13 protein-coding genes and 1 pseudogene are annotated in these 14272 nt (G+C 47.3%); all 14 read right to left on the reverse strand.

Annotation, left to right across the window (positions count from 1 at the left end; all coding sequences use genetic code 11):
* Positions 1-3: 3 nt before the first annotated feature.
* Complete coding sequence (locus tag FB479_RS17975; RefSeq protein ID WP_142066205.1) at positions 4-429, reverse strand: DUF4280 domain-containing protein; 426 nt, start codon at positions 427-429, stop codon at positions 4-6.
* Entirely contained in the window at positions 416-892 is a 477-nt protein-coding gene (locus FB479_RS17980) for an imm11 family protein (RefSeq protein ID WP_255438442.1), read from the reverse strand. The genes FB479_RS17975 and FB479_RS17980 overlap by 14 nt, the downstream gene beginning before the upstream one ends.
* Before the next feature lie 178 nt (positions 893-1070).
* Positions 1071-1523, reverse strand: a complete 453-nt coding sequence (locus FB479_RS17985) for a DUF6985 domain-containing protein (protein ID WP_106657741.1) — start codon at positions 1521-1523, stop codon at positions 1071-1073.
* A 363-nt stretch (positions 1524-1886) separates the two neighbouring features.
* Positions 1887-2342: an immunity protein YezG family protein gene (locus FB479_RS17990; RefSeq protein ID WP_106657742.1), complete on the reverse strand. Its 456-nt coding sequence runs from the start codon at positions 2340-2342 to the stop codon at positions 1887-1889.
* A gap of 18 nt (positions 2343-2360) precedes the next feature.
* Positions 2361-2720 (reverse strand): annotated as a pseudogene (locus FB479_RS17995) (DNA/RNA non-specific endonuclease); the annotation flags it as partial.
* Between the two features lie 427 nt (positions 2721-3147).
* Entirely contained in the window at positions 3148-3615 is a 468-nt protein-coding gene (locus tag FB479_RS18000; RefSeq protein WP_106657743.1) for a DUF6985 domain-containing protein, read from the reverse strand.
* Between the two features lie 11 nt (positions 3616-3626).
* Positions 3627-6440: an HNH endonuclease gene (locus tag FB479_RS18010; protein ID WP_255438443.1), complete on the reverse strand. Its 2814-nt coding sequence runs from the start codon at positions 6438-6440 to the stop codon at positions 3627-3629.
* 10 nt (positions 6441-6450) lie between these two features.
* Positions 6451-6876, reverse strand: a complete 426-nt coding sequence (locus FB479_RS18015) for a DUF4280 domain-containing protein (protein WP_142066206.1) — start codon at positions 6874-6876, stop codon at positions 6451-6453.
* Positions 6863-7414, reverse strand: a complete 552-nt coding sequence (locus tag FB479_RS18020) for an imm11 family protein (protein WP_142066207.1) — start codon at positions 7412-7414, stop codon at positions 6863-6865. The genes FB479_RS18015 and FB479_RS18020 overlap by 14 nt, the downstream gene beginning before the upstream one ends.
* Positions 7411-8556, reverse strand: coding sequence for a pentapeptide repeat-containing protein (locus FB479_RS18025; protein WP_142066208.1), 1146 nt, complete (start codon positions 8554-8556; stop codon positions 7411-7413). Before FB479_RS18025 ends, FB479_RS18020 begins: the two co-directional genes overlap by 4 nt.
* A 72-nt stretch (positions 8557-8628) precedes the next feature.
* Positions 8629-10053 carry a contractile injection system protein, VgrG/Pvc8 family gene (locus FB479_RS18030; protein ID WP_106655610.1) on the reverse strand — a complete coding sequence of 475 codons (1425 nt, stop codon included), beginning with the start codon at positions 10051-10053 and terminating at the stop codon, positions 8629-8631.
* Complete coding sequence (locus tag FB479_RS18035) at positions 10050-10718, reverse strand: hypothetical protein (RefSeq protein WP_142066209.1); 669 nt, start codon at positions 10716-10718, stop codon at positions 10050-10052. The genes FB479_RS18030 and FB479_RS18035 overlap by 4 nt, the downstream gene beginning before the upstream one ends.
* 14 nt (positions 10719-10732) lie before the next feature.
* Positions 10733-11512 (reverse strand): DNA and RNA helicase, encoded by a 780-nt coding sequence (locus FB479_RS18040; protein ID WP_142066210.1) that lies wholly within the window; start codon positions 11510-11512, stop codon positions 10733-10735.
* 44 nt (positions 11513-11556) lie between these two features.
* The gene (locus FB479_RS18045) at positions 11557-14220 is read right to left on the reverse strand and encodes an acetate and sugar kinases/Hsc70/actin family protein (protein ID WP_142066211.1); all 2664 of its coding nucleotides are present in this window, start codon (positions 14218-14220) and stop codon (positions 11557-11559) included.
* Positions 14221-14272: the final 52 nt, after the last annotated feature.

Consider the following 14272-nt stretch of genomic DNA (forward strand, 5'->3'; position numbering starts at 1 on the left):
CCCTCACGATTGCTCCTGTCCGTCGTCTTCGATGCGAATGCAGCCTCCATAGATGCACATGTTCGTGCTGGTGTTTAACAGGGCGGGATGATTTTCCACGAGTACATCTGCCTTGCCATCGATCCAGGGCATGGTGACCACAGGAACGCATGGCATCGGCTTGAGCACGCCGTTGTTGGCAGCAGTAGCAGCTGCGACGGTTGGATTTTTCTCGCATTTACATTTGCCAAACGGCATGATATTTACTTGCGGCACATAGTCATTCACGTTCATCTGTGCCTGGTTGCGAATGTACACACCATGACTAAACGGCGTTTTCAGCTTGTTCTTCTGGCTCCCGTAGTCGCACGTGAGAATTGCTCCTGCCACAACGTAGCTTTTCTTCGGAGCGGACGAAGGCACTACATCGACATCTTCAACCATGGGCATGACTCATTCTCCTCCCTGCTTGCTCTGCTTTTTTCAAGCGGATACCGAAAAAGTCCCTGCGCAGCAAAGCCTCTGCCAGCCGCAAATCGATGATGATATACGGTTCACGAATGCCTTCAATTTGAAAAATCGTACGGCGCCCAATCTTTTCTGGATCGAGAACCAGCCTTTTGAGTGAGCCGTCCCGGTGAAATTCACTTTGCTCGGACAAGCAGTTCACACGCGGCAGGATCATCAGCCAGTACAAGTCCTGCTTGATCCTTTCCATGTCCACCAGTACGACAGATTTGACGAACAGCTTCGGTGCGAACTTGTGGATGATTGTCTTTAAGCGGTTGGAATAAAGCGGGATGGGTCTGTCGAGAAAATCCAGGTAGTCGTTCTCTTTCTTTTGCTTGATGTCGAACTGGATGACGGCCTCGTCCAGCCTTCCTGATAATGCGGGGGGTGAGCAATCGCTCATTTGATTTTGAACATGTAAAAAAGGCTGATTCCATCATTGTTGAAAGATGGAATCAGCCTTTGAAAGTTAACTAATCATGGTGTTTCTTATTTGTAAATTGATTGTATTGTACATTCATGTTTTTTGGGGATTACACGGGTTTACACTTAATTCACGACGAACCTCTATCCTAAATTACTTACATCGCAACATCCTGGTATCCTACTCTGGCTACTTCTTCATTTATTAGTAGTAAACCTAACCCATTTTCTTCGTCCCATGTGCAGTCGAAAGTTAAACCGATGTATCTGCCTTCCAAACCTTTCGCAAAGGGAATAGATATTCCTACTAAACTTATATAATCAAGTAGCTGCTCGGCTGTTTCAATTAAAGGGTAATTCTCGTTAAGTCCTGCATCATAATTCTGCTCGTAATAATCTAGAATTGGTTGTAAAATACTTTGTTGAAGTTGCTCCCAACTTTGAATCAATGAGTGATACGCTGCATATTGTTTTTCGGAAAATTTACCATCTTGTTCACCACTTATCATTAATGCAATCTCAACTTCTTCTCCACAAAATTCAATAGTAGTATCCTTAAACCATGCATAATTGTATTCGAGTTCGCCAAAAACTGCATCATTTATTGTCATTTTAAAATCTCCTTTTTAAATTTCGTTTTATTTATTTCTTTTTATTTACGAATCCTCAAGGTACAGACGACTTATTGGCAAATCCCCCGGCTTAAACGCTGCTACGTTTATCTACCCAATCCACCAAAGGTGTCGATTAGAACTGTTTATCTTTTGTGAAAGGACAAAATTGACATGAACAAAAAAGCTTACTCCTCCTCGTATGGCAAGTTGGAATACGCCTTTCAAAGTTTATAAACGTGTTTTTCATGTTTTTTAGTGTTTGGTTTGTCGGTTTTGTACGATCTTGTTGTTAGGCTTGTAAGCCATTTATACTCAAAATTTTTGACAGACTGGGAGACCCAAGCCTTCTAAGTTGAGCCATTAAAGAGATTTACTTTTTATCTCTTCAAACCATTCATCAGCAAAGTCATCAGCCGTTTTTATATCATCATTTGTGTGCACTAAATCATACTTGTATTCAGCTTGAAACTTGCCACTCGTAGCATCATATATTAATTTCATCTCAGTTGGCATGTCTTTTTCAAATTCTTTGCACAATTCTTCGATTTTTTCTATATTATCATTGATAATATTTAATACCATAAACTGTCTTTCTGTAGAAACATCATAACTTTCGTCCCCATCCTCCAATACATCATTCAACTTATGACACTCTACATATTTATTATTAATTAAATAAAAGAAACTACTCGATATCATATCTTCTTCACATGAAGCATAAACATATACTTTATTGGCCCTATCTCCCACATATTCCATACATATAGATATCATATCTGCTTGCAATTCACTAAACCTTTCTTCAAATCCTTTCATAACTACATTCCTCTCCTTTTAAAAATTTTTAAATTTTGCACTAGCTGCTTTACCATCAATAGTGTAGTTAACAATAAATTTGTCCGGACGCATATTATTACCAGAGTAAACTATTTCAACATCAACTGTTACTTTTTTGGGAGGTTCTTCTTTCAAAGCCGCAGCCCATTTATTTTCGATTTTCTTATATTTCTTCTGATTAACCTCTGATAATTGTGAAACCAAATTGTCAATTTTAGGTGAGCCTCCAAATCTATCACCTGCCAAATGTCCTACATTTTTACCCGGTGTATTTTTGCTGTGTGACAATCTTTCTGTTCTCTTTGTTAATTGTAAATTATCCATTTCAAACTTACCAATCCTACCTAGGCTATCTGTTTCATAAAAATAATCCTATTCTCCAGTTTTATACCTAATATTAGGCTTCAATTTATTTTTTCGTCCATTTGTAAACTGTTCCCCTTCGCCTACTAATGGTTTTGGTTTAACTTCACTTACATCCGCATCACTTTTACCCGTCCCCTCAGTATCCCTCTGCTCTTGTTCTCTTCTCTCTCCCGTTCTTCCTTCCCATCCCTAGGACGATGATGCCCTCCATCCCATACAAAACAGGCTCATTCCTCTCATCGTTCGAGTTGGAATAAGCCTTTGAAAGTTTATCAAGTGTTTGTCAAATTGTTTGGTTTGCTGGTTATATTGTATTCTCCCTGCTGTCAGAATATTTTTCTGTATTTTATGTAGTAGCTATATGTCTCGGTTAAATAATGGGTTTATTCGGCATTAGGTAGCCCGTATACCCAAGCATTCAAATCGCAACATCCTGATACCCTACTTCAATCACCTCTTCATTCAACAAACGGAGTCCCAGGCCATTTTCCTGATCCCATGTACAATTAAAAAGTATTCCAATATCTCGGCCTTCTCTAATATCTCCATATGGAACAACAATTCCATCCAAAGTAATCATCTCAAGAAGTTGGTCGGTTGTTTCAACTAAGGGATAATTCTCATTAAATGCAATATCATAACCGAGTTCATGTCGCTTTTGTTGGTAATAGTCTAAAATTGGTTGTAAGAAGCTTTGTTGCAATTGCTCCCAATCTTGCATTAAAGATTGATATGCCGTATATTGTTCTTCATCAAACTCGCCATCTTCTTCACCATCAATCATCAATGCAATCTCAGTTTCTTTTCCCAAAAAATGAATATGGGTATCCTTAGACCAACTATATTTATACTCAAGTTCACCAAAAATCGGATCGTTTTTTGTCATTTTATTATCTCCTATTTTTGTTTATTGGCAAATCCTCCAGGTTCAAATGCCCCTGCATTAATCTCCCCCACACCACCAAGATGCCCAAATGTACTGTTTATATTTGTTGGTACAAGTTGCATTGTTTTGACGTCATTTAGTTCATGCCATGTTAATTTGTTTTTTTCTCGATAAACCTTTACATCTTTAGCACTAATTCTACCAGACTCCATCCCGAATTGACGTGCTAATTCAGGAGAATTATTTAGTTGTTCGGCTAATTTTTGGTCTGATTGAATAAAATTTTCTCGTCTAGCTTTCCCTCCATAAGTCCCCTTTCCACCGAGCATATACTCAATTTCTACTTGTGCTTTTGCCACTGGTGAAAAATCGGGAACAGCATTTTTATATTGTATACCATCAATACCGGCTTCATCTAATATTCTTTTCAATTGAGGGTCTGGCGGCGGCTTAAGAGTACATAGAGATTCACCCCTTGTTCCTTCAAAACCAACTTTTAGATAATCAGGTGAAGGTGTTTGATTATATCTAGCTTCATATGAACTGGCAAATTTAGTTTGCTTGAAGGCAGGTGGAATATTAGTACCATTACCCATCCCCTCAGTCTCTGGTGGTTTCTCACCCTCAGGCGGCTTCACCGGCGGCTTTTGATTCGGCTTCTGTCCATTCGGTCCCCCATATGTTTCGCGCCACTTCAGTTGGTTCTCCGTAGGGGCAAGCTCTACCACATCTTTTTTATTCGAGAATTTTATTGGAAACCCTTCCGCCGATTGTAACTGAGGGCCTAAACTATCCGCTAAATTCTGCAAGCCTTCTTGCATATCATCGCGCAGCTTCCTAGCCTTTTGCTTGAGCTGTTCTTTCATCTGTGTTGCCTTGTTGATGACTGCATCTTTTGCGGCCATGACGCTAGCGTACAACTGCTCCTTGATTCGCTGGACGGCTTGCACCACATCCATCTCATCTAGTGTTTTGCGGGCTGCCGTCCAGACCTTCCCGACGGTGCTTTCGACGGTATTTGCTACCGTCTTCACTACATCCGCCGCTGAGTCTGCTACCTCGAGCACTTTCTGTCCCGCTTTCGTTCCCTTTAGTGCTTTATGCGCCTTTGCTCCCAGCTTGGCTCCCGTTGCCGCCCAGCCTGCAAAAGGGATACACGCCGCCAGAGATAGCGCTGCTCCTGCATAGTCTCCTCGTGCGAGCGAGATTCCCGCATTCGCCAGGTCAGCTACTTCTCCCAGACCCGGAATGAGTCCCACAACATCCAGCGCTAACTGTACACCATCCAGAAATCCACCCCAGCCAGACTCTTCCTCTTCCTGTTGCTCCTCTTCCTCTTCTTCTTCCTCCTGCGGCAAATCCTCCACAACCACAGGAGCCTTCGTCAGCCCGACCATCTCAATCTTTGGTGCTTGAAGATCGACTTCCCCGTCCAAAATCATGCTGCTGGTGCTGCACATGAGGTAGATCGCTTCCTTGGCCTTGATCTCAACTTTCGTGTCTGACGTAATCTCCATATCCTTTTCCGAAGTAAAAACAATGGGATGCATACTATGAATCTCGATGCCGTCCTCTTCATGCAGCTTGATAAAAATATTGCCTTCCTTGCTCTCCTTGGCAGTAAGAACGAGTTCCTTGCCGCCCATCATCAGCTCTTTGCCAAAGTTGGTTCCCCAGTACTTGATGCCGGGATTGCCTGTCTTCGGGGTGCTGCCTCCTCCTTTGCGCACGGAGCTGACCGCCATGGCGCCTTCTTCGTCTGGCGTGGAGAAGTACAGCTTCACGGAGTCGCCCATTTGCGGCATGCAGTGAAAGCCGCTGTTGCCCTCTGCCGAGTAGACCGTGGCATACGGGAACCAGCTCGCCTCTGCCTTGGGCTGCTTCGGATCAATGTCGAGGTGGATTTTGACGGTATCCTTTTGGATGTCGATGATCTTGCCTTCCAGGGCAGCGCCGCATATGTCGTCGTTGCGGATAGGGTTTTGACGAATGCCTGCTTCGGGCATGAGCTGATAGGTGTGAATCAGCAGGGCATGGTCGATCCTCGTTGTTGACCCGGCGACGACCAGCTCTTTGCCTTGGTAGTTCACACGGTCTCCGAGCTGGAGGACCTGTCCGCTTTCTACTTCATAGGTGAGAAAATCGTTTTCCGACATACCTGCCGCGTAGCCGTTTTCTGTCGTTTCCATATAGGGAGAAAGCCTTTTGCTGATGGTGTAGCTAGCGTCTGTCAATTGGGCAGTGCGTCCCTCGGGCAAGCCGAACCAGAACTTGGGCGTATCTGCCACTGCCTCAGCGACGAGAATGGAACCAAAGCGGGAGGCCAGTCGCTTTAAAAACTGCCAGTCTGTCTCCTGATACTGGATGGCAATGGTCCCGAGCGGCGCTCCGTTCGAAGCATGGTCCAAATAATCCGAGCCGGGGTAGTCCTTCGTGATTTCATCCAGCAGACTGGCATACGTCATTTGTTTATGCTGAAAAGAGCGCATCTTGCGCTGTCCGTCCATTCGCTGCGTGTGCGAGACCGCTTCCAGCTCCAAATGATACACGCCGTGAACAAAATTCACACTGACGGAATCCACGAGTCCTTTGAACAGTGTCTTCGTAAGCGAACCGTTTTCCACCAAATTCAGCGCGACTGTATCCTCACTCGTCGCCATCTCAATGTACCGGTCGCTTTTCTCCTCCGGGATAATTGCGGTGACAAACAATCTGGCGTGCTCATTGATTTTCTTTACGATTCTGACATCCTGCAGGCTTTGGATTTCAAAGGGTGAGACCAACTGAATATTCTCGTATCCAGCCAGCTTCTCTGTCGTATTCATACAATCCCCCTCACGATTGCTCCTGTCCGTCGTCTTCGATGCGTATGCAGCCTCCATAGATGCACATGTTCGTGCTGGTGTTTAACAGGGCGGGATGATTTTCCACGAGTACATCTGCCTTGCCATCGATCCAGGGCATGGTGACTACAGGAACGCATGGCATCGGCTTGAGTACGCCGTTGTTGGCAGCAGTTGCAGCTGCGACAGTTGGATTTTTCTCACATTTGCATTTGCCAAACGGCATGATATTTACTTGCGGCCTATAGTCATTCACGTTCATTTGTGCTTGATTGCGAATGTACACGCCATGACTAAACGGCGTTTTCAGCTTGTTCTTCTGGCTCCCGTAGTCGCACGATAGGATCGCGCCTGCCACAACGTAGCTTTTCTTCGGAGCGGACGACGGCACTACATCGACATCTTCAATCATGGGCATAACTCATTCTCCTCCCTGCTTGCTCTGCTTTTTTCAAGCGGATACCGAAAAAGTCCCGGCGCAGCAAGGCTTCCGCCAGCCGCAAATCGATGATGATATACGGTTCACGAATCCCTTCGATTTGGAAAATCGTATGGCGTCCAATCTTTTCTGGATCGAGAACCAGCCTTTTCAGTGATCCGTCCCGGTGAAACTCACTTTGCTCGGACAGGCAATTCACGCGCGGCAGGATCATCAGCCAGTACAAATCCTGCTTGATCCGCTCCCTGTCCACCAACACGACAGATTTGACGAACAGCTTCGGTGCGAACTTGTGGATGATTGTCTTTAAGCGGTTGGAATACAGCGGGATCGGTCTGTCGAGAAAATCCAGGTAGTCGTTCTCTTTCTTTTGCTTGATGTCGAACTGGATGACCGCCTCGTCCAGCTCTTCCTGATAATCCGGAGTGAGCCACTCCTGCCGAATAACGTCAAAAACGCCAGTTGGCTCTACCGCACTCGCGATACGCTCGTCCTGTGACAAGATGAAATAATTCATACCTGACTCCCCTCTCGCCAAACGACATGTCGCTCCTGAAGCTCATCCAACAGAATGGACTCCCTTGCCGCCTCCGAGAATACGGCTCTCTCCAGAAGCGCGCCGCTAAAATTCGCTCCCGTCAAAATCGCATCTGTAAAGTCTGCACCGCGCAGATCGGCTCCAGTAAAATCAGTCCCAGTCAAGTCCGCCCCGACGAACAAGACGCCATCAAAACCGGGCATCTCCCACGTATCTGGTTCCAAAAGACCCCTCGGCCCGGATGCTTCACGAAAGCTCGCCCCTAACAGATTCGCTCCGGTAAAATCTGCTCCATGAATGAGACTGTCGCCGAAATCAACCGCTTTTAGCTGGGCACGATGCCATCTCGTTCCGACCAAAACACTTTCGCGAAGGGTTGCTTTCGTTAGCTGACTGTCAGAGAGGTCCGAATAACGAAGATCAAGACCATCGAATTGCCCTTGTCCCAGATCGAGGCCAGCCAAAACCTTGTAGCCGTATTCCAGCTCTTGCTTTTCTTCCAGCCAAGAACGGATCATCTCGGAATCTTTGTGGCGAGTGTCCAGACAGTACACGATCTCGCTTTGATCCAGATATTCTCCGACACGCACCTCCAGCTCCGGCTCCTTGTCCACCTGTTGAAAGACTTCCAGCTGAACAGCCTGCACCATCGCATAACGGATCAGGTGAACGACATATTGATGAAACTTCTCTGCCTCCACGAGCTTGATCCGTTCGATATCGGGAAGTCTTACGTGTCCGGCATACGCTCTGGCAGCCTCATTCCAATCGTCTGCGAGCCGATCCAAAAAACGGAAAGCCCAGCTCGCATCATAGCTGGCTTGACACTCCACCGGATCGAAAAACCAACTGCTGTCCGTGGCTTCCAGCAAATACTGACTGCTTCCAAGAAGAAGCTCCGTCCGCAGCATGGAATAGGTCAAGTGCGCCAGCTTGCCTTTTTCCCCTCGCTCCTGCATGTCAACGACTCGTCGGCAAATCTCTTCAAATGAACGGAGAAATTCTTTTGCCAGCCTCTCTTTATTGGCCTGATAGTAAGCATCCAAGGCATGCAGGCTGGCGATGGTTCTCTTCGGCACCTCGTGCTCCTTGAAATGCTGCAAGGCTTCCTCTCTCTCCATGCCAATCCCCCCTTCTTCTCACCGTTTTTGCATACACCAAACACACGGTTACCCGCGTGGCAACCATGTGTGTCAATTGGTTTTGAGCTCCTGCCCGACGATACTTGTATTTCCATCCATCTTGATGTTGCTCTCTTTGCAGGTGAGACTGATCTCCTCTTTTGCGGAGATAATCACCTTCGTGGCAGAGTCCATCAAAATGTCCTTTTCGGAGACAACCTTGATATTTTTCTTGCTGAAAATCTGGATGCCGTCCGCGTCGGTCATGCGAATGAGGATTTCCCCGTCCTTTGCGCTAAGCAATACCTCCGACGGGCTGAACATCAGTTCTTTTCCGTTGGCCGTGCGGAAGTATTTGATATCGGGATTCCCGAGCTTGTTCGTTTCGCCCTCGTCTGAATTTTTCCGGACAGAGCTGATCGCAATCCCGTCACTTTCCTTGTTGCTCGGAAAATAGACGCGGACGTAGTCATCGAGCTCCGGCATGCAATACCAACCGCTGTTTCCTTCGGCGGTATAAACCGAAGAGTACGGGAACCAGTGCGCTTCGCTCTTGCTCTGGCTCTCATCGATATCGAGGTGGATTTTGACGTTGTCTTTGGAAACCTCAATAACTTTCCCCTGCACCGATGCCCCTACAATGAGCGAATTGTGGAGCGGCTTTTGGCTCATTCCTTTTTTGGACGCGAGCAAATACTTGTGCTTGAGCAAGCCTTTCTTCATCTCGGTATGAGCTTCATACACATACAGGCTCTTCCCTTTGAAATCCACACCGTTGCCCAAATCGAGCACGCGATCTGTCTCTACCTCGTAAAAGATGTAGTCATTTTCATCCACGCCCTTGACCCCGTTTTCCGAGGAATGGCGGTATTCATTCAAATTTTTGCGCACCCGGTAGTGAAAATCGTCCAGCTTGCCTTTCGATGCGCCCTCTGGCACACCAAAGCTGAACTTCGGCTTTTCAAAAACAGATGCCGGCATCAATCCAGTCTGAAAACGCGAAGCCAGCCGCTTGAGAAACTGCCAATCTGTCTCCTGATACTGCATGGTAAAGGAGCCCAGCTTCCCGCCATTGGAGGCCATGTCCATAATGTCCATGCCTGGGTATTCTCCTGCGATTGTTTTCAAAAGGGCACCGTAGGTCATGGCTTTGTTTTGAAACGAACGGCTCTTGCGCTTCACGTCAAGATTGTACGTAGGCGAGACAGCTTCGACGTACAAATAATAGACGTCTCGGACGGCTTTGATGCCTATCTCCAGAACGATCCCCGCAAAAAGCGGCGTGGCGTTGCCTTCGTTATCCACCTGACTGATTTCGATCGGGGTCTGTGCTTCTGTCATTTCCACATAGCTGTCCTTCAATTCTTCTGGTACGATCCCCGTAAATGTCAGGCGCGCATGCTCATTGATCTTTTTCGTCATCGTCAGTTCTACCAGATGCGTCAATTGATAAGGAGAGATTTGCAAATTGTTGTAGGCAATGACAGGAAGACTCATATTTTCCCTTCTCCCTTCCCGTTTTCATCTGAATTAGCGGATACGAGCGACAAAGAATCCATGATTCCCCAGCCCACTGGCTTCCAGTCCGACAGCTCCTGTTCCGTGCAATTGAACGTGCAGAGAAGAGCCCGTCCCTGTAGGGAGACAAAGCTGATCAGGTTGTAAATGTCTGTATCCAATGCGGGCGCGACAAACTCGAAAAATCCGACGCTGGTCCCCGCAATCTCACGTATTCCTTCCTCCTGCCAACGAGCGAGCGGCTGTGTTCTCCGCAAAACCTGCTTCATGACATCCATGAAGGCCTTCAGCTGTGCAGGAGAATCCGTCAGCTTGCTCTCGGTATAGGTAAAAGCCAGGTTAATTGACGCTGTTTCGTTCGTATAAATCAGGGAAGGCCTACGTTCTGATGGATACTTCAGAGCCGCTACTTCTGGACTCATGATGGAAAATGTCTTCGGGAGCCGAATCTGTACGAGATCGTCGAGGACGCGCTTGTCCTCTATGGGAATTCTCTCTTCACCGACTGTAATAAATGATTTGTTCACTACATCCAGTCGGTTTTTGCCCTTTGGACCAAAACGTATTGCTGCTGGCTGTGCATCCTCACCGGAAAGCTCATTCAACATGCCGATAATGCTTTCATCCATGCGCGCCATTTCCATTCACCATCCTCTCGTTAATCAACAATAACCCGCTGACGCCCGCCTGTTTTCCACTCCGTTTTTGAGGACCTTCCGCCACTCTTGGCGTCATCCAAGATGCGTGCGAGGTATTTGAGAATCTGCAGGTTCGTGTACTCGCGGTAACCAGTCCCCAGTCTATTGCCTAAATAATGAAGAATCAGTTCGCGCTCTACTCTGTCCGCATTCAAGCACTGCATGGCAAAGGCGAGATCATACGGGTGATTGGTGACAGTCTTCAGCATTTCATTCGCAAAATACCGCAGGATGTAAGGAGCAAGTGTTGGCTCGTTTCTCCCGGCATGTTCGACATGCACGAGATTCCACGTATTGAATTCGGTCGCCATATCGGCTAAGTCCTGATAATCCCCGCGAAGCCTTGCCCCTTGCTTGAGCTTGAAGCGCCCCAGCTCCCTTTCATCTTGGCGTGACTCTATCTCCTGATCGAGAACATACAACGTCTCGTAAACGTAATAGTCGGTCAGCGAAGTCTCCTCGTGAAAGCGAATCTTGAGCACCGTCTCCATACCTGTGGCCTCATAAGGGACACGCTCTTCGCGGTCGAACAGGTAAATCCGCCCTTGATGCTTAACGATCCCTCTGCCGACAGTGAGGTGCCCTTCGCCTATCGTTACATCCATCCCGGAAATAATGCCGTCTGTATAATCCTGAAAGTATAAATCTACAAAATGCCGCGGGTAATCACGCAGATTTTCAAGCATCTCCCGCTTGAGAATTCGCCCTTTATGAAAATTGGGATAGAGATGGGAAAACACCGCTGTTCCCCCTTCCTGTTCATTTAAGCTGCCTGGTTATTTGATCATTTCATCCCGTCAAAGAAATCCAGCTCGGACAAGTCACTCTCAAAAGCAAAGAAAACCTTTTTCCCCAAAGCAAGCTGTTCATTCAAGCGAGCTACTGGCACGACATGGAATCCCCACTCGCTGCCGCTCGCAAAAACGAAGTATTTCGACTCGCCATTTTGGATCGAGTCAGTCTCATCCTGCGGGATATGCGTACCGTACTTGCTCGCGATGTCCTCATACAAAACCGTTTTGTATTGAGCAGGATCATCCATGTACAAGTACCGCTGGCGCAGCTGGCCGTCGCTTTCCTTGAGATAAAATTCAACCTCGCTCACGCCGTAGGGACGCGAGATAGAGCCATGCACGAGACTCAGCTTTTCCTGACTGTGAATAAGCACTCTCTCTTGCTTGTTATGCGTGAAGGCGGTCACGGAATACGGGACGATCGGCGCATGATTCGTTATCTGCGCTTCGATGAAACCTGCCTTTTTGGCACTTTGATAGCGCAGTGCTCCACGCAGGCAAGACAGCTTCAGGTCTGGCACCTTGCCCGCATCCTCCGACTTTTGCCGGAACTCGATACTGCGTCCTGGTACAAACTCTTTGAGCGCTTCACGGAAAACATCAATCCGGCACGACTGCCCGGTCAGCTTGATGATCGAGAAGTCAGCCAGTTTTCCCTGTTGGTAAAAATCGTCCAAGAAGACGCGCAAAATCTCGTAAATATCGGCCTTGATCAGGTGATTGATCTCTTTGGCGTTGAAAACGACATCAGGAAAATCAAACACATCCCGGAAGCGACCATCCTCCCGTATCGACAACACCCATCGCTCGACTGCCGTCAGCTTTAGATCAGGCTCTTGACGATTTTCCGTATCGGATGTGAAGCGATTGCGCAAAATGCCGGTCTGACGGAAAAACTCTTTTTTCATATGGTCAGCGAGGTCCCACAAAAAGTGAAAATTGTTGCGGACACGCTGATACTCGTCCCGGCTCTTGTTCTCGTACTCCTTGTAGCGAGTCGGTAAAATCACCTCAGCTTCCCGATATCTCGCCTCGAAGCGTTCATAGACGGAATCGACGCCGTATTCATCCACGTACCGGAATATTTCCGATCCAGGGATGTCGATAATCTGGTCGATGTCGGTCACTTGCCGCCCTTTTCCGTAATAGTCCGCGAAGACGATTTTCATAAATTGCATAATGCGATACGTAATGTTGTTGCCGCCAAAATTGGTGTCGCCGTTTTCATAGGTCGTATCGATATCGATGCGGTAGGAGATATGTCCGTCCTCGATCCGGAAATGGCAGGATGACAGGTCCGTCGTTCCTCCGCCGCAGTCGATGACGAGCGCTTGATACGTCTCCCCGTCCAGAAAGCTGTTTTTGTCAATTTGATCCGCGATCGTGTTAAACAGGACGGCCATTCCTTCATCGAGGGCGTGCTCTGATTCAATGCGATACTCAGGCAAAATCTCGGTGAACATCTCAAGAAACTGCGTTTTCAGCTTGACTGGACTTGTGATATGCAGATGACGAAAGCGGCATTTGAATTGATGCTCGGCCATTTGAATAACGTGAAGAAGGTACTGGCGCAGGATGTCGCTTCGTTTCACAGTTGCGGTATTCCCTTGGCTGTCCATGACCTCTTCGATCTTGTGATAGCTGTTCACCCAGCGTTTGATGCCTTGAAACACGGTCGCATTCGTGCTGTATCCGTTCTTTTTCATGTGCCGAAGTGCTTCATAACCGATGTGAAAGCGAACGTCATGCGGGTTGGAGCAATCCGCCACGCTGACAGCCGTCGGCAGCACCTCGATCCATTCCTCGTTTTTTTGCGTTGTATCGGGGAAAGAGACGTAATTGATCGCATTCAAGCGTATGCGTCCATTCAACAAGTCGTTGCTAGAAGGAGAGCTGACATACTGATGGTCGAGAAAAGCACCCGCTGTCGTCGAGGAGGTACCAAAATCAATCGCGAGAACGGCATCTGTTTCTTCCAATTCCCTGATCTCGAGGTCAGTCACCGGTACTTTGTAGTAGTGGAGATTAACAGGCGGCAACGGATGGTCCTGGTGATACGCCTTGTACAAATACTCCGAGTCCTGCTTGCGGAAAAAGAGCAGGCTGTAGTTTTGATTGACCGTTTTTCTCAAATGAGCATCTTGGTGAGCGTGCAGCGTAAAATGCCCGGCTCTCCTATCGTCTTTCTCTTTGCGCAGATGCAAAATGCCGCATAGCTCCATATGGTCGTTTACCAAAAGCACATTGGATTCGGACAAGCCTTTGGTGGATTCGACGTGATAGTTGTCCAGCTTGCCAATGGCGAGACCCATGTACAAGCACATCTTCGCTGGAATTTTGATCGCATCTACACCTGGCATCGGTGTGTTTAAATATTTGTGGAGTACGGCTTCGAGGCGTTCAACACCACCTGGAACAGCACGCTCAATCAGGAGGTTTTCTTCTGCGCCGCGAAAACGCAGAATCGTGTGCAGCAGTCCCTCCCGATCGAGATTGTTCACGAGTGAGCTGACTAGCTTTTCTTTGTAACATATATTTCGCAGTTGAAAAGTCGTCATCTCCATCAGTTCATCCCGGGTGTAGGTTACTCCGCTTTGACTTTTGCCACCCCCGCTGCCCTTTTGGAGATGAAGCTTATATGAATAGGTAGTCATCCCAACTCTCCTCTCTCCCGACCTTTTGTTGGGGTCAATCGGTCAAAAACCT

The organism is Brevibacillus sp. AG162, assembly GCF_006715575.1.
GTDB classification, from domain to species: domain Bacteria; phylum Bacillota; class Bacilli; order Brevibacillales; family Brevibacillaceae; genus Brevibacillus; species Brevibacillus brevis.